A 16,999-nucleotide genomic window follows, 5' to 3' on the forward strand; every position below is an offset into this window, starting at 1 on the left:
TCCACGTCTCCGGAATACGGCAGTGACAGGGTGAAGTTCAGGCCCAGAAACTCGAGACTCGTTCGAAAAACCAGAAGGCCGCCAGGGTTCCCAACCCGTAGGCAGCCATCGGTCGGGCATACAGGAGCGCGGACCGTGGCAGCCGACAACGCAGCAACAGCGCTCGCAGGCACAGCACGGCGGCGACGAACATCAACTGGCCGATCTCGACGCCGACATTGAACGTGAACAGCGCCAGCGGCAGGTCGCGCTGGGGCAAGCCGATCTGCGCCAGCGCACCGGCAAAACCAAAGCCGTGCAACAGGCCAAAACAGAACGCCACCACCCATGGCCATTGGATTGTGAAGCTGACGTCGCCACGGTTCTTGCGGACGATTTCCACCGCCAGCAACAGGATGCTCAGGGCAATCGTCGCTTCCACAGGCGGGCCGGGAAGCTGCACCGCCCCCAATGCTGCGAGCGCCAGGGTGATGGAGTGGGCGAGGGTGAACGCGGTGATGGTCTTCACCAGCATCCAGCCATTACCCACCAGCAGCAGGAGGCCGAAGACGAACAGCAAGTGATCGAAGCCCCCCAGAATGTGCTGGATGCCATGGACCAGAAACGCACCGGCCACCGAGAACATTCCCGGCGTGGCAGCGATTTCCATCCAGGGTTGCGCGGGGTGGACGAGGGTGGTGGTCAGGCTGCCGTCCAGGCGCGAGACACGCACCAGCACATCGGTGATGCTCGCTTGCAGGCCGACAAACTCGATGCGCTGCCCGACCAGGCCGGCGGGACCGGCTTCAATGACCCGGCGTTCGATCAGTGAATCGTTCAGTTGGCTTTCCACCGGGTCAACGACAGTGCGCACACCTTCGGCAAACCGCAGCGCAATCGGCAAGCGCATGCCTGACAGCACCGGCGTGCGCCACAGTACGTCATAGCGCCCGGCAGCCGTTTCGTTGAGTTCCAGATAAGCAGGGCGCGACTCATGGGCCATGGCGCTCAATGCCATGAGCCCGAGCAGCAACACTATCCAGACCCTGCGCCTCATCACGGCCGCTCCGTCTGAATAGTGGCAACGTCAGCGTCGGAAGCCGGCATCGTCATCACAACTTCGTAGCGTGCTTTGAGTGCATCGAAATTCGTGCGTTTCGATTCGCTGCGTTGCTCGGACAACCAATCGGACTTGACCTGCTGGGCCACGGTTTCGAAAGCCGGTGCCGGTGGTTTGGCCAGCGTATCGATCCACACCAGATGCCAGCCAAAACCTGACTCCACAGGCCCCACCCAACTACCCGGTGTTTGCTGGAACAACGAAAGGGCGAACTTTGAACCAAAGATTCGCGCTACTTGATCCTGTGATTGCTCTGTGTAGGCGCTTTCAAACATGAACGCATCGCCTGCACCGCTGTTCCTGTCAGTCAACCCTCTCAACGCGGCTTGAGCCTGGGCCTGCGCATTCGCGCCCCGTTTGTCCAAAGCGAAGAACACATGATGGAAGGTCGCCAGGGGTGGCGGGGCATATTGGTCCTGATGCTGGTTGTACCAGGCCTCAAGTACACCGGGGGCCGGTTCGCGAAGTGAGGCGACATCTTCGGCGAGGAAATCCATTTTTTGCGCCAGTCGGCGGCGAATGATGGTGTCGTCCTTGTCCAGGCCAAGTTTCAGTGCTTCGCGATAGAGAATTTCCTCTTTCACATAGTCATCAATCAGGGCCTGCAACTGTTGCTCCGAGGCGGGGCGTTGCCATCGTGCCAGCCAGGAAATCGCGATCCGTTGAACAACTTCAGGGGTAATTTCGATGCGTTGCGGATCTTGATTGACCGTTGAACGGTGCAAACCTCCGTACAGTACGAAGAGTGCAAAACCGGCAACTAAAAAGTGCAATAACGGCTGGCGCAGGCATCGCTTGATTAACGAAAGTCGAGATTCTTTCGCTTCGCAGACGCTCAAGTTCATGACTTATTGCCCCACGCTATACTCGAATGGTTTTCGAAACAGAGTGGAGTATTGCTGCTGGGCCGGAACTTTCCACTGAGGTTAATCACGATAAGCACTAAGCATTAGTCGCAATCGGATTAATCCATTTCCCGGGGCCGTGCAGTCTTGCGCCTGTAAAACTCGGGATGAATACCAGAAACCCCAAGCCGAAGAGCGATCCCTGACAGATCTGTTCTTCCTTTACATCGGGCGCAAGATCAGGCAGTCGCCAGTGCTCAGGCTGGAGTCCGGACTTGCCTTGGCTTGCCTGGCCCCTGTTTGCGACGCTTGCTCAGCACTTTGGTGGCCGGGATCGGTGGGGTCATCTGCCTGGCCGCTTCACTCATTTCTTCATAGGAGTCCAGCAGGCAGCGCGCGAGAAAATCGGGATCGGAAACGATGTTCGGCGAGCTGGTCAGCGAGATGAACATCTTCCCGCAGTAGCTGGTCGGGTTCCAGATCAATGACATGCCATCGGCCAGCGGACCCATGCCGCCCCAGTGCACCAGCTTCGCCCCGAGCAGGTAGAGCTCAGTGTTGGGACCGGGGACGTTGGTCACCATGCAGTTGTGCAGTAAGACCGGGCCCTTGCCGCCCCCGCCGGTCAGTGTCGCCAGGCGGCCGGCCAGGCCCAGCGTCGCCGGTGGGGTGAACTTCTGCAGATTCGTCAGCTCATGGGCGCCAATCGCATTCTGGATCGCCTTGCATTCCGCCGTGGCGAGCTGTACCGCCTGAAGACGCTCAAGCGGGTCTTCCATGTCAGTACCCAACGGGAACCTGAGGATTGAAATCGTATTGGTCGTGCGCTCGGCCCCTTCCTGGCGCGTATTGACGGGCGCCATGCTCACCAGGGATTTTTCCGGCAGTTCGTCTTTTGCCTGCAAATAGCGGCGCATCGCGCCGCCGATCATTGCAAGCACCGCGTCGTTGATCGTCGCTCCCGGCACCGTGCCTTTGATCAGTTTCACGGTGGCCAGGTCCAGTGTCACCGAGTCCCAGACACGTTTGGCCGACACGTTTGCGTTGAATCGCGTGCGCGGTACGCCACCCTCGGATGACCACAAGGACTGAGCCAGCCTGCGCAGGCCGAACGTAGCGAGTTTGGGTAGCACGCGCGTCAAAGGCGCGGCCATGCGCGCGGAAGCCGAAACATTGTCGATGACCATGCGGGTGAGGGTGTCGGTGATCCGTCGCGAGTGGCACGGGGTGTTTGCCTGTTCCTGTTTGTCCGCGACTGCAATGGGTTTGCCCTGTGCGCCGGCCAGGTCATGCAGCGCCCAGGTAAACTCCGCCGCCGCGGTACCGTCCATTGCGGCGTGGTGAGTCTTGGTGATGATCGCGAAGCTACCCTTCGGTATCCCCTCGATGTTGTCGAGGCCTTCGATCACGTACATCTCCCACGGCGAGCGGGAGAGATCCACCGACCGCGCATGAATACGTGACAACAGAATGCAGAATTGCCGCCAGTCGCCGGGCTTGGGCAAGGCGAAGTGGCGTACATGGAAATCGATGTCGAACAGGTCGTCCTCAACCCAGTACGGATAGCCGAGTCCGAATGGCACCTGCACGATCTTGCGTCGTTGTACGGACGTTGGGTCCAGGCGACTTTCGATGTGGCGGACGATTTCCCGGAAACCCAGGCGCTGCCCGCTTACAGTCGATTGGTCGTAAATGTAAATCATCGTGCCGTGGGATGACGCATGCGGACGATCAACATGCAGGAACAGGGCGTCCTGGCCGCTTAGCTTGTTCATTCTTGAGACTCTCGCAAGGTGGTGCACTCCATTGAATAACTTGCGCCCTGCAAAATAGACAACTGGCGCTTGTCAATACGACCAAAGTAAAGAGCTGACAATTGGCTAACGGAGAAGCATTTCCAACCCCTCCAAATAGGGGGTAACACCGGGCCATGCTCCTGATGTTTTATGCACGCACCTGGCATTGCGCTGATCGGCAGGGCGCGCAAACTTGCCTTTCTCAAGGAGATTGTTCCGTGCATAGACGTCGTTATGGAAAGTGAACTGCAGGCCCCCTGGTGGGAGCAACTGCCCGAGGATTTCTGGCGGCAAGCCGATGGCACGGAGCTGGATGCCAGCAATCGGCTGAAAGTCCATGGCACTGCTGCGATCGAGCGGGTCTTGCGCACTTCGTTGTCTTCCACGGTGGCGACCGCCATGTCGGTTGCGCTGTACAAGGGAGGAAATGCCGGACACGAATTTGAAGCACTGCGCTTCTACGAACCGCTGGCGCGTGGAGGAGATGCCACGCGCGTATTTCTGCAGCCGCCCAAAGGCATAGCCATCGAAACGAGCCCGGCGACGGGATGCTCGGTGGGTTTGCGTGGCATCCAGCGCTTCCAGCTACGCTTCGCCAGCCCGTTCAAACCACTGAATCCGGCGGCGCAACCACAGTTCGAGAACATGCAGAACAACCTGCTGGCGCATGCCCAGCACTGGTGTCATGGTGATCGACCGCGTCCGACCCTCATCGTGATCCATGGGTTCGCCGCGGACGCTCCCTTCTTGAATGCCCAGGCGCTCTCGCTCGAGAGCCTTTACCGTCAGGGCTACGACATCCTGCTCTTCACCTACCCGCACCATGGGCCACGTGCCGAGCGCGGCGATCTGTTCAGCGGTGTTGGTCTGTTCGGGCGTGGCCTGCTCTCATTCACAGAGTCGCCGCTGCATGCCATCCATGACCTGCGGGTGTTTATCGATTACCTGCAGGAGCGGGGCGTGGAACACATCGGCGTGACGGGGATTTCGCTTGGCGGCTATACCGCATCGTTGCTCGCGACGGTCGACGAGCGGCTGTCCTTTTGTATCCCCATAGTCCCAGCGGTCAGCCCGATCGACCTGTTTCTGGAGTGGTGGCCAACGAGTGTGTTGCTGCCGCGATTGATGCGTAGCCAAGGTGTGAATGTCGCCCAAATGCGCGGATTGACTGCGGTGCACAATCCCCTGACCTACAAACCCTGCATCGACGGCAAGCGCGTACTCATCATCGGCGGGGCCGGCGACCGTTTCAGCCTGCCGCGCCACTTGCGTCTGCTGCAACGGCACTGGCCGGACAGTCAGTTGCACTGGTTTCCTGGCAGTCACCTGATTCACTTGGGGCGTGGTGAATACCTGCTGCGCATGTGCGCGTTCATGGATCAGTGGTGCTGATAAAAGATCGCAGCCTTCGGCAGCTCCTACAGGTGTACGCGATTCCCTGTAGGAGCTGCCGCAGGCTGCGATCTTTTGATTTTATCGTTCGAAAAGACAAAAGGGCTCCGAGCTACCCCCCCCAATAGAGGGGGCAGGGGGCAGCGTCTTGCCCTCACTATCGCCTCATTCGATTTGAAGTGCGCTCAATCCGGCCTGTTGCAGTCGGTTGAGCTTGCGCGTTCAAGCGTGTCGACTGGGGCAACGCGTTGGAGGATGATCACAACGGCGCCACTTTCATCAATGTAACGACCTGTTTGGGCTTCCCTCAGGGCAGGGAATCGGAGATTCGGTTTGCAAATCAATACCGACAAACTGCTTGTTTCAACCAAGTTCGCCCCTCCGCGAATCGGCACTCAATCGATTCCTCGCAGCCGGCTGATCGATGAGCTGCAGCGCATCGAGCACTGCACTGTCGGCCTTGTCATAGGCAGTCCGGGTTTTGGCAAGACCACTTTGCTGGTGCAGTGGCGCCAGACCATGATGCGCGCCGGCGCTGAAGTCGCCTGGTTGTCACTGAGCGCCGACGACAAGCACCTCTCGACCTTTTTTGCCTACTTGCGCGGTGCCCTGCAGCGCCTCGGTGTGACGATCGACACGGGCACCCCGCTGGAAGGCGCCAGCAGCGAATCGATCGACGAGGTTGTCGCGGCCATCGTGGATGCGGCGTCCAGTGTGAACAAAGAGCTGTTTCTGGTGCTCGACGATTACCAGCATGTCGCGGATCCGCGCTCGCACCGATTGATGCAGAAACTGTTGGATCACAGCCCGGAAAACCTGCACTTCGTGATTGCCGCGCGCGTTCAGCCGCCCCTCAGCCTCAGCCGGCTGCGACTGATGGGGCAAGTGGTGGAACTTGACTGCGCGGCGTTGCCTTTCGATCTGGCGGAAACCCGTGCGTTCCTCGAGTTGAACCTGGCCGCGTTGAAGCTGCACGAAGAGGAAATTCACCTTATTCACGAACTCACCAGCGGTTGGCCTGCCAGCCTGCAACTGATCGTGATCCTGCTGCGCAGCAACCCTGGCGCCCGGTCGAGCCTGCATGAACTGGGCTGGAGATCGGACGACCTGCAAAGCTATCTGGCTGAAGATGTGATGGCGCATCTGCCAGAGGAGTTGGCGGACTTCATGGAGGCAATCAGCATTTGCCGGCGCTTCAACGCCTCCCTGGCAGAGGCCGTGACAGGCAACACCATTGCAGCGCAAATGCTCAACCGGCTTGAAGAAGAAAACCTGTTGATCTTTCGTGTAGAAGCCGACGACCGCTTGCCCTGGTATCGCTTCCATCCGCTGTTCAGTGAGTTTCTGGCCACGCGCCTGGTTCGTCGCAACTCGCAAAACATCGCGCAATTGCATCAGCGCGCGGCGCATTGGTTCGCCGAGCGCAAACTGCTGGCCGAGGCCATGCGTCATGCCACGTTGGGCGGGGATCTGGAGTTCGCCGTTGAAGTCATCGAACGGGCGGCGCCGACTACCTGGGGGTTGGACCAATTAAGCCCGCTCCTGCGTCTGCTGGACCGGCTGCCGCAGGAAGTGTTGTTCTCCAGGCCTCGGTTGTTTTTCCTCGGCTGCCTGGCCTATGCCTTGACGGCACGGCCGGCGAAGGCGGAGGCGTGGCTTGAGCAATTCGAGCGAAGTGGTGTTGCGCAGCCTGAAGACGTGGCGTTCCGCCTGCCGCTGGTTCAGGCGGTCATCCATGTACAGCGCGATCGTACCGAACCGGTCATTGCCTTGCTCGAAAGATTCCAGCCGCTGATCGACGACTACTCCATCATGCGCTACGGCCCACCGGCAATGTTGGCACTCGCCTATTCCGCGGCGGGACGCTATGCAGATGCGCTGCGTTGTCTCGATGACCACCCGGTGCCCGAGGTCGACCGAAACGACGAGATGGCGTTACTCGCGGAAGGTACCCGGACCCTGTGTTGCCTGATGGAAGGCAGGATGGGCGATGCCGCACGCATGGGCCAGACGCATTTGAGCCGCGCTGTGGCGGTTCACGGACATCGCTCAGCCAGTGCCTACGCTGGAGCCTCCACCCTGGCTGAAGTTTATTGTGAACTGGACCGGATCGACGAGGCGCGTGAGGTCCTGGCCAATCGCAATGGACTGCTGCAATGGACCATGCCCGATTCCATGATGCGCGCCAGCATTTGCCGTGCCCGTCTGGATCTGCTGCAAGAGTCGGCTGCCACGGCACTGGCCTTCCTTGAACGTCAGGAACGCCACTTTCGCAGCATTGGCCAGGACCGTGCGCTGGTGCATTGTCTCGCCGAGCAGGTGCGCATCGAATTGCTCGAGGGGGACCGTGCCAACGCGGCCGTGCATGTTGCTCAGCTCGATGTGCTGGGGCAGGCCCATCAAGGGGCGGTAGGGTTCCAGGCGGAAATTCCCGCGATGGTCGCCCTGGCCAAGGCACGCCTGCTTCTGGCAACCAACTACCCGGACAATGCATTGCAGGAACTGCAGCATGTTCGCGGTTATGCCCAACAACACCTGCGTGGCCAACTGGGTGTGAGCGCTTTGCTGTTGATGGCCATTGCCAATGCCGATCTGCGAAAGCAGGACGCCACCGACGAGTTACTGCTTCAGGCGCTGGAAACGGGGCAGCGACTGGGGCTGGTGCGGACTTTTCTCGACGAGAGCGCGGCGCTGTATCCATTGCTGCTGCCACTGACGGACAGGTGCGCCGCCGACAGCTCATTGGCTGCCTACCTGCAGGACTTGCTTTCGCGTTTTGAGCAGGGCAAGGCCGGCGCACATTCCAGCGATGGCAACGCCTCGACGGGCCAGAAGACCTTGACCCCACGAGAACTGGCAATCCTGCAGTTGATCAGCCAGGCCATGTCGAACAAACGGGTGGCCCTGACGTTGAGCATTTCGCTGGAGACGGTGAAATGGAACCTGAAGAACGTTTTCTTGAAGCTCGGCGTTTCCAGTCGCTACGACGCAGTCTCCTGGGCGCGCAAGAACGGCCTGATTCCCTGAGCTGCACCCCGCACAAAATCCTGAGGACGACCTCGCCAAAGCAGTTGCGTGGACTGCAATGGCGGGGCGTCCGCAGGCGTGCTGCCACCGCAGCTTAAGCGGATTGTCGGTGGTCAAGCCTCCCCGTTTCAGGGAGGGACACACCATTCCCCTGTAGGAGCTGCCGCAGGCTGCGATCTTTTGATCTTGCTCTTAAACAACAAGATCAAAAGATCGCAGCCTGCGGCAGCTCCTACAGGGGGGTGTGGGTTTCGATGGATGCCCCCCCCTCCCTGAGGGGTACAGCAGGCAAGGCGCATTTCCTATCGTGGCATCGACCCGGCCGGTTTGATCCGGCGCGTAGATCCAGCCTTAAGGAGATGCTTCATGATTCCGCGCACCCTGTTTGAGCACGAGCACGAGGAGTTCCGCAAAACCACGCGGCGCTTCCTTGCCGACGAGTGCATGCCGCACCACGAGCAATGGGAAGAGGATCACCTGGTTCCCCGTGCCATCTGGGAAAAAGCCGGTGAACTGGGTCTGCTCAATGCCACCACCCCTGAGGCCTACGGTGGTCTTGGCCTGGACCGGCGCTTCTCGCTGATCGTCGGTGAAGAAGTCACGCGCGTCAGTGCCAGCGGCCTGATCGGTTTCGGCGTACACGACATCGTCGCCGGCTACCTGAACAACTTTGGCACTGAAGCACAGAAGCAAAAGTGGCTGCCGAAAATGGCGGCTGGCACTGCGATTGCGGCCGTGGCCATGACCGAACCGGGCACCGGTTCCGATCTGCAGGGGGTCCAGACCCGCGCCACGCTGGTGGGCGACGACTACGTCATCAACGGCTCCAAGACCTTCATTTCCAACGGCACCAACTGTGACCTGGTGGTTGTCGTGGCCAAGACCGGCAACACCGGCAAAGGCTCGCAGGACATCTCGCTGATCATCGTCGAAGGCGACCGTCCGGGCCTGAGCAAATCCAGGCCGTTGCGCAAGGTCGGCCTGCATGCGCAGGACACCACCATGCTGTTCTTCGAAGACCTGCGCGTGCCGAAGGAAAACATCCTCGGTGGCGTTCCGGGCCAGGGTTTTTTCCAACTGATGAAAGAGCTGGCCTGGGAGCGTCTGGGGATTGCCGGCAACAGCATCGCCGGCGCGCAGGCCGTGCTTGAGCACACGCTGGAATACACCCGCGGTCGCACCGTGTTCGGCAAGCCGATCTTCGACTTCCAGAACACCCGCTTCAAGCTCGCCGACATGAAGATCAACATCGCCGTCGGCCAGAACTATGTCGATAAATGCATGGCCCTGTGCCTGGAAAACAAGCTGACCCCCGAAGCGTCGGCGGCAGCCAAGCTGTGGTGTTCCGATCTGTATTCCAAGGTGGTCGACGAGTGCGTGCAACTGCACGGCGGCAACGGCTACATGCTCGAGTACCCGGTGGCGCGCCATTACCTCGATCACCGCGTCCTGCGTATTGCGGGCGGTGCCAACGACATCATGAAAGAGCTGGTCGGGCGCACGCTCTGATCACGGCCCCATCGAGGAATTTGCCATGGAATATCTGATCCCCCGTACCTTGTTCAGCGCCGAGCACGAAGACTATCGGCGCCTGGCCCAACGTTTTCTGGCCGATGAGGTACTGCCTTTTCACGCCCAGTGGGAAAAGGAGAAACGTGTACCTCGCGAGATCTGGCGCCGTGCCGGTGAGCTGGGTCTGTTGCTGCCGTGCATTCCGGAAGAGTACGGTGGCTATGGCGCGGACCGCCTGTACGCCATGGTCATTGGCGAGGAGTACATGGGCTCTGGCGCTTCGGGCCTGGGCATTGGCTTCGGTGTGCATGCACTGGTGGCCGGCTACATCCTGCATTACGGCAGCGAGCAGCAGAAGCAGACCTGGTTGCCGAAGATGGTCTGCGGCGAAGCCATCGGTTCGATCGCCATGACCGAGCCCAACACCGGCTCCGACCTGCAGGCGGTCAAGACCCGTGCAGTGCGCGATGGCGACGAGTACGTCATCACCGGTTCCAAGACCTTCATTTCCAACGGCGTGCAGTCGGACCTGGTGGTGGTGGTCTGCAAGACCGGCACCACCGGCACCGCCAAGGACATCTCGCTGATCATCGTCGAAAGCGGCCGCGACGGGTACGCCAAGTCGCAGCCTCTGGAAAAGATCGGCCTGCATGCCCAGGACACCTGCATGTTGTTCTTCGACAACGTACGCGTGCCCTGCAGCAACTTGCTGGGGCCGGAGGAGGGCAAGGGCTTCGGCCAGTTGATGCGCGACCTCGCCTGGGAACGCATCAGCGGTGCCATCGGATTCCAGGCCCAGGCCGAAGCCGCGCTGCGCCACACCATCGATTACACCAAAGGCCGCACGGTGTTCGGCAAGCCGGTGATCGATTTCCAGAACTCGCGCTTCAAGCTCGCCGAACTGAAGGCTGAAATCCAGATCGGTCGTTCCTGGGTCGACAGCTGCATGGAGCTGGCCCTGCGCAATGAACTCACTCCCGAAGCCGCCGCCATGGCCAAGCACTGGACCGCCGAGTTGAGCCTGCGCGTGGTCGAGGAATGCCTGCAGCTGCATGGCGGCAACGGCTACATGACCGAATACCCGATTGCGCGCCTGTTCCTCGATACCCGTGGCAACCGCATCTGGGGCGGCAGCCGCGAAGTCATGAAAGAAATCATCGCTCGCACGCTGTAAGACCACTCATTCAAAACCTGTTCTCGCATTTTGCGCGAATGAGCTGTCAGCGGTGACCGGCTCTGGGGAGTCGGGTCGCCGTTTGCTAACAATCAAGACCCATTGGGAAGGAGCGTTATCGTGTCACAAGAACTTCGTTTTGACGGCAAAGTAGCCATTGTCACCGGCGCCGGTAACGGCCTGGGCCGGGCCCACGCGCTGCTGTTGGGTTCGCGCGGCGCCAAGGTCGTGGTCAACGACCTGGGTGTGAACCTTCAGGGTGTGGGTGTTTCGTCGGCCGCCGCCGACGCGGTGGTCGCCGAGATCCGGGCCATGGGCGGCGAAGCCGTCGCCGATTACAACTCGGTTGCCGAAGGCGAGAAGATCGTCGCCACCGCGCTGGAAGCCTTCGGCACGGTCGACATCCTGATCAACAACGCCGGTATTCTGCGTGACGTTTCGTTCGCCAAGATGACTGAAGAACAGTGGGACCTGATCCAGGAAATCCACGTCAAGGGCGCGTTCAAGCTGACCCACGCCGTATGGCCGATCATGCGTGAGAAAGGCTACGGCCGGATCATCATGACCGCTTCCGGTGCCGGTGTATTCGGCAACTTCGGCCAGTGCAACTACTCCACCGCCAAGTCCGGGCTGATCGGCTTCGCCAAGTCCCTGGCCTTCGAAGGTGCCTCGAAGAATATTCGCGTCAACACGATCGCGCCGATCGCAGCATCGCGCCTGGTGATCGCCAGCGGCATCCTGCCGGAAGACGTGCACGTCAAACTGGCCTCCGAGCACGTTGCGCCAATGGTCAGCTGGTTGTGCCACGAAGACTGCCCGGAAACCGGCGGCCTGTTCGAAGTCGGCGGTGGCTTCCACGCCAAGTACCGTTGGGAACGTTCCCAGGGTCGTGTGCTGCACACCGATACCCTGAGCCCGGAACTGGTTCGTGAAAACTGGGAGCGCATCACCCAATTCGACGAACACAGCGTGCACCACACCAACGGCGGCGAAGGCTTCCAGGAACTGTTCGCGCGTCTGGATTCGCCGGCCAAGGGCGGCAACCAGTACGTCGACATGGAAGTGGCCAGCAATGCCGTGTCGACCCTGGGAACCGAGTACAACCAGACCGACGCCGCCCTCTACGCATTGGCCGTAGGCGCCGCGAAAGACCCGCTGGACGAGACCGAACTGCTGTACATCAACGAGTTCAAGGACGAAGAATTCCGCGTGCTGCCGACCATGGCCGTACTGCCGGCGACCGAAGTGTTCCTGCAGGCCATCAAGTCCGGCAAGCCGAGCCTGGAAGGTCTGGAGCTGCCGTTCGCCAATGGCCTGCACGGCGAGCAGTACACCGTGATGTACCGTCCGCTGCCGCCGGCCGCCAAGCTCCAGCACACCATGCGTCTGAAGCAGGCGATCGACAAGGGCCGCAGTTCCGTTTCGATCCTGGCGATCGAGACCACCGACGAAAACGGCGTACCGCTGTTCTACAACGAAATCACCAGCTTCTACGCCGGTGTGCCGGGCGCCGGTCTGGAAAAAGTCCCGAGCGCGCCACTGCCTGAGCTGCCGGCACGCTCGCCGGATGCGGTGATCGCCGAGCAGACCGAAATCAACCAGGCCCTGCTGTATCGCCTGTGCGGTGACTGGAACCCGATGCACGTCGATCCGGACTACGCGAAGGCGGCGGGTTACGAGAAGCCGTTCCTGCACGGTCTGTGCACCTTCGGCTACGCCGGTCGTCACGTGATCAAGGCGTTCTGCAACAACGATTCGCGCCTGTTCAAGAGCATCCGTGTGCGCTTCGCCTCCATTGTGATGCCGGGCGACACCCTGGAAACCCGCATGTGGCGTGAAACGCCGACCCGTGTGGTGTTCGAGATGCGTGCGGTGGAGCGTGACGTGGTCGTGCTCAAAGGCGGCGTCGTGGAAATCTTCGACAAGGTTCCGGACATCTCCTCGCTGACCAACGCGTCCAAGGAAGAGCCAAAGACCCTGACCGCGCACGACGTGTTCGGCGTGTACAAGGCGCACTTGCAGGCCCACCCGGAAATCGCTGCCGAAGCGCAGATGATCATGCAGTTCGTGGTCAAGAACCGTGAATCCAACTGGGTGCTGGACCTGAAGAACGGCAACGGTGACCTGTATGAAGGCGTTGCGGACAACGCGGACGTGACCATGGTCATCCAGGAAGCGAACATGCCGGAACTGGCTTCCGGTGAAGAGCCACAACTGCAGAAGCTGTTCTTCGGCGGCAAGCTGAAATTGACTGGCGACACCATGGCTTCGAAGAAGCTGGAAGCGTTCGCCGGCATCGACCAGAAGCTGTACGCGGCAGCCACTGCCGAGCGCCTGGCCAAAGCTGCCAAACCTGCGTGAAACACGCTGCCACAGCGCACGGCTCCGGCCGGTCGCTGAGGCAACGACACTGCGGCTTGCGCCTCGTGCGCAAGCCGCAGCCCCCTGTTACGGGAGAACCATTACATGAATCGTCGCGTCAATGTGATTGGCGTAGGCATGACCCCATTCACCGTGCCCGGTGTCGGTGGTCGCTATTACGACCTCGCCGCTGAGGCAGGCCGCCTGGCGTTGCAAGACGCCGGCATCGAGTATCGTTGGGTCGAGGCGGCCTATGCCGGTTTCGTCCACGGCGATTCCCTTTCCGGTCAGCGTGGCGTTGCCGAGCTGGGTTTGACCGGAATTCCGATTATCAATGTCAGCAACCATGGCTCCAGCGGTTCGACGGCGCTTTATCTGGCGCGTCAGGCCATTGAGCACGGCATCGCCGAGTGTGTGCTGGCAGTGGGTTTTGAAACGCCGTCGGCTGAATCGGCGGGGCAGCATTGGCAGGACGGTGAGTCGCCGATCGCGACCGAGCTGTGCGCAAGGGCTGCACGGGAATACATGCAACGCTATGGTGCGCGCAAGGAAACCTTCGCGATGATCGCAGTGAAATCACGCGAACACGCCGCACTCAATCCTTATGCACTACACCGCCAACCCCTTAGCCTGGAAACAGTGCTGGAAGAGGAAGTGTGCGCGCCCCTGACCCGACTGCAGTACTGTTCGTCGGCCTGTGGCGCAGCGGCCGTGGTGCTGTGCTCCGATGAGTTCGCCAGGAAACGCGGGATCAGCGACCCGGTTTTCATTGCGGCGCAGGCCATGACCACCGATCTGTCCGGCAGTTTCAGCGAGGGTTGCGCTAACCGTGCGGTGGGTTATGAGCTGGGTTTCGCCGCAGCGCGTGACGTCTATGAACGGGCAGGCATTGGCCCGGAAGAGGTCGATGTGTGCGAACTCCATGACGGCTCTACCGCCAGTGAAATCCTGCTGTATGAAGCGCTCGGTTTCTGTCGGCAAGGCGATGCCGAGAAACTCGTCGAGGATGGCGACAACACCTATGGCGGCAACCGGGTCATCAATCCCTCGGGCGGATTGTTGTCCATGGGGCATCCACTCGGTGCGACAGGCCTTGCCCAGTGTGCCGAACTGGTCTGGCAGTTGCGCGGGACAGCGGCGAATCGTCAGGTGCCCTATGCCCGTGTCGCCTTGCAACACAACATCAGTATTGGCGGCGCCTGTGTGGTGACCATGTATCGCTGCGATTAGCCTTGAGGCTGAAGCCTTGCGCACGATACGGCATGCGACAACTCGATTAAAATAATCAGGCGGCTACACCGCCTTCAAAATCGTAGGACCTGTCATGAACGAACAACAAGAGCAAATGACACTGCTGCACTGGTTTGAGCATTGGGAGCGCACCACACCTGATTCGGTGTACCTGACACAACCTTGCCCCAATGGCATGGTGTTCGATTACAGCTGGCGCGAGGTCGGCGACCAGGCCCGGCGCATGGCCGCTTACCTGCAATCGTTGGACCTGCCGAGCCGTTCGACGATCGCGATCCTGGGCAAGAACAGCGCCCATTGGATCATCGCCGACCTGGCGATCTGGATGAGCGGGCACATCAGCGTGCCACTGTACTCGACGGCGAGCGCCGACACCGTGGCCTATGTACTCAAGCATGCCGAGGTGCGCTTGTTGTTCGTGGGCCGGCTCGATGGCGAAGAGGCCGCGTGGAAAGCCGCGAGCAAAGGTGTTCCGGCCAACATGCCGGTCATCAGCCTGCCGCTTTCGCCACGTTCCGAGGGCGATCAGTGGCTGGACATCATTGCCGAGTCGGCACCACTTGCCCGGATCACGTTGCCGGAGCCGGCGGACCTGGCCACCGTCATCTACACCTCGGGCAGCACCGGTCATCCGAAGGGCGTCATGCACAGTTTCGGGACCATGTGCAATGTGGCGCAGATCAATGCTACGGCGCTCTATAACAGTAAGGGTGGCCCCGGCCCCCAGGAGCGCCTGCTGTCGTACCTGCCGTTGGCCCATGGTGCCGAACGACAAGGCGTCGAATCGACTTCGTTGCGTTACGGCATGCATGTGTTTTTCAACGATTGCCTGCAAACCTTCGGCGCGGACCTGCGTCGCGCACAACCTACGGTGTTCTTTTCGGTGCCGCGGTTGTGGGCTAAGTTCTATCAGGGGATCAACGCACAAATCCCGACCGAGGAGCAGGAAGCTGCATTCGCCGATCCCATTGAAGCAGGGCGAATGAAAGAGAAGATCCTCGGTGCGCTGGGGCTCAATCATGTTCACACCGCGTTTACCGGCTCAGCGCCATTGCCAGTGCCGATCATCAACTGGTACCGCCAGCTCGGCCTTGAACTGCTCGATGGCTATGGCATGTCGGAAAACTTCGCCTGCTCTCATTTCAGCCGCACCGGTCGGGTGCGCGTTGGCTATGTGGGTGAGTGCTTGCCAGGCGTTGAGTGCCGAATTGCCGAAGACGGCGAGATTCTGGTCAAGAGCCCCGGGCAGATGCTGGGCTATTACAAGCAACCGGAGTTGACCGCCGAGAGCTATCTGCCCGATGGTTTCTTCAAGACGGGCGACCGTGGCGAACTCGATGAACTGGGGCGACTGCGTATCACTGGCCGGGTCAAGGAACTGTTCAAGACGGCCAAGGGCAAGTACGTCGCGCCAGTGCCGATCGAGGCAAAGCTTGGCGGCCATCCACGCCTCAGCGAAGTCTGTGTGACCGGGGTAGGGCTGCCGCAGCCTTTTGCGCTGGTCACGTTGTCCGAGGAAACACGCCTGGCGTTGGCTTGCGGCGTGCAGCGCAGCGATCTGGCCGTTGAGCTGCAAGAGCTGCTCGATCAAGTCAATGCGCAGCTGGAAGATCATGAACAGCTGGACTGCCTGGTGGTGGTTAAAGACCACTGGACCATCGACGGCGGGTTACTCACCCCGACCATGAAGATCCGCCGCACGCAAATCGAGGAACGCTATGTCGAGCGCGCCGAGACCTGGTGCGGTAGCCGGCAAAAAGTGATTTTCGAATAAAACGGTTCATTGCGCACGTGGCTGCGGCGACGTGCGCAATCCTTGAACCAGGCCATTTCATTGCAGGTGTGTTTCCCCATGTCCAAACCCGACGCGCATACGCGCGAAGCCTACCGCTATTTCCGTCCGATCCAAACCCGCTGGATGGACAACGACGTTTACGGCCATATCAATAACGTCAACTACTACAGCTACTTCGATACCGTTGTGAACGGCTTTCTGCTGAGTGAAGGCCTGCTCGATTATGAACGCGGCGAAACCATCGGCCTGGTGGTCGAAACCCAGTGCAACTACTTTGCCCCGATTGCGTTCCCCGATGTCATCGATGCCGGCGTACGAGTCACCCGGCTCGGCGGCTCAAGCGTGCGCTATGAAGTGGGCCTGTTCCGCGAAGGTGAGGCGCTGGCGGCAGCGCAGGGGCACTTCGTGCATGTCTACGTCGGGCGCGAATCGCGTCGACCGGTCAGTTTGTCCGGGCCAATGCGTACCGCGCTCGCGCAATTGCTGGTCGACATCTGATTCACGGGCGCCCCCAACCCCCTGTAGGAGCTGCCGAAGGCTGCGATCTTTTGATCTTGCTCTTGATCTGATCTTGGCGGCCTTCTAGCCGACCAGATTCCTGGTGACCGAGTACATATCCATTCCTGCGGTAACGGCCACTGACGGTTTCGCTCTTACAGCGAGTCACTTGGAAAAGCCCCAAGTAACCAAGGGCTCTTGCCCCTTTCGTTCGGTGCCTCGCTAATGCTCGGCATGCCCTCGCTCCGG

The 16,999-nt window shown here is 60.4% G+C and carries 11 protein-coding genes; 8 read left to right on the plus strand and 3 right to left on the minus strand.

Going from position 1 to position 16,999, the window contains the following annotated elements; genetic code table 11:
* Positions 1-37 precede the first annotated feature (37 nt).
* From PMI26_RS27655 to PMI26_RS27645, 3 genes are all read right to left on the minus strand, one after another.
* On the minus strand, positions 38-1,036 hold the full coding sequence (locus PMI26_RS27655) for a HupE/UreJ family protein (protein WP_007970222.1): 999 nt from the start codon (positions 1,034-1,036) through the stop codon (positions 38-40).
* Positions 1,036-1,944: a peptidyl-prolyl cis-trans isomerase gene (locus PMI26_RS27650; protein ID WP_007970224.1), complete on the minus strand. Its 909-nt coding sequence runs from the start codon at positions 1,942-1,944 to the stop codon at positions 1,036-1,038. The genes PMI26_RS27655 and PMI26_RS27650 overlap by 1 nt, the downstream gene beginning before the upstream one ends.
* A gap of 257 nt (positions 1,945-2,201) precedes the next feature.
* Positions 2,202-3,719 (minus strand): wax ester/triacylglycerol synthase family O-acyltransferase, encoded by a 1,518-nt coding sequence (locus PMI26_RS27645; protein WP_007970225.1) that lies wholly within the window; start codon positions 3,717-3,719, stop codon positions 2,202-2,204.
* Between the two features lie 171 nt (positions 3,720-3,890).
* On the opposite strand from PMI26_RS27645, the gene PMI26_RS27640 reads away from it, so the two are divergent.
* The 8 genes from PMI26_RS27640 (at position 3,891) to PMI26_RS27605 (ending at position 16,750) form a co-directional block, all read left to right on the plus strand.
* The gene (locus tag PMI26_RS27640) at positions 3,891-5,132 is read left to right on the plus strand and encodes an alpha/beta hydrolase family protein (RefSeq protein WP_007970227.1); all 1,242 of its coding nucleotides are present in this window, start codon (positions 3,891-3,893) and stop codon (positions 5,130-5,132) included.
* A 333-nt stretch (positions 5,133-5,465) separates the two neighbouring features.
* Positions 5,466-8,159, plus strand: coding sequence for a LuxR C-terminal-related transcriptional regulator (locus PMI26_RS27635; protein ID WP_007970228.1), 2,694 nt, complete (start codon positions 5,466-5,468; stop codon positions 8,157-8,159).
* A gap of 366 nt (positions 8,160-8,525) precedes the next feature.
* Positions 8,526-9,668, plus strand: a complete 1,143-nt coding sequence (locus PMI26_RS27630) for an acyl-CoA dehydrogenase family protein (RefSeq protein WP_007970229.1) — start codon at positions 8,526-8,528, stop codon at positions 9,666-9,668.
* A 34-nt stretch (positions 9,669-9,702) separates the two neighbouring features.
* The gene (locus PMI26_RS27625; protein ID WP_238540784.1) at positions 9,703-10,845 is read left to right on the plus strand and encodes an acyl-CoA dehydrogenase family protein; all 1,143 of its coding nucleotides are present in this window, start codon (positions 9,703-9,705) and stop codon (positions 10,843-10,845) included.
* 120 nt (positions 10,846-10,965) lie between these two features.
* Complete coding sequence (locus PMI26_RS27620) at positions 10,966-13,206, plus strand: peroxisomal multifunctional enzyme type 2 (protein WP_007970231.1); 2,241 nt, start codon at positions 10,966-10,968, stop codon at positions 13,204-13,206.
* Between the two features lie 105 nt (positions 13,207-13,311).
* Entirely contained in the window at positions 13,312-14,436 is a 1,125-nt protein-coding gene (locus PMI26_RS27615; protein WP_007970232.1) for a thiolase C-terminal domain-containing protein, read from the plus strand.
* Positions 14,437-14,530: 94 nt separating this feature from the next.
* A complete protein-coding gene (locus PMI26_RS27610) occupies positions 14,531-16,231 on the plus strand; it encodes an AMP-binding protein (protein ID WP_007970233.1) in 1,701 nt (566 codons plus the stop codon).
* 78 nt (positions 16,232-16,309) lie between these two features.
* Entirely contained in the window at positions 16,310-16,750 is a 441-nt protein-coding gene (locus PMI26_RS27605; RefSeq protein ID WP_007970234.1) for an acyl-CoA thioesterase, read from the plus strand.
* Positions 16,751-16,999 lie beyond the last annotated feature (249 nt).

It is taken from the genome of Pseudomonas sp. GM33, from assembly GCF_000282295.1.
GTDB lineage: Bacteria > Pseudomonadota > Gammaproteobacteria > Pseudomonadales > Pseudomonadaceae > Aquipseudomonas > Aquipseudomonas laurylsulfatiphila.

Bases quoted from the DNA above. Each gene is read 5' to 3' on its own strand.
- PMI26_RS27655 (WP_007970222.1), bottom strand. From the start codon at position 1,036: ATGAGGCGCAGGGTCTGGATAGTGTTGCTGCTCGGGCTCATGGCATTG.
- PMI26_RS27650 (WP_007970224.1), bottom strand. From the start codon at position 1,944: ATGAACTTGAGCGTCTGCGAAGCGAAAGAATCTCGACTTTCGTTAATC.
- PMI26_RS27645 (WP_007970225.1), bottom strand. From the start codon at position 3,719: ATGAACAAGCTAAGCGGCCAGGACGCCCTGTTCCTGCATGTTGATCGT.
- PMI26_RS27640 (WP_007970227.1), top strand. From the start codon at position 3,891: ATGCACGCACCTGGCATTGCGCTGATCGGCAGGGCGCGCAAACTTGCC.
- PMI26_RS27630 (WP_007970229.1), top strand. From the start codon at position 8,526: ATGATTCCGCGCACCCTGTTTGAGCACGAGCACGAGGAGTTCCGCAAA.
- PMI26_RS27615 (WP_007970232.1), top strand. From the start codon at position 13,312: ATGAATCGTCGCGTCAATGTGATTGGCGTAGGCATGACCCCATTCACC.
- PMI26_RS27610 (WP_007970233.1), top strand. From the start codon at position 14,531: ATGAACGAACAACAAGAGCAAATGACACTGCTGCACTGGTTTGAGCAT.
- PMI26_RS27605 (WP_007970234.1), top strand. From the start codon at position 16,310: ATGTCCAAACCCGACGCGCATACGCGCGAAGCCTACCGCTATTTCCGT.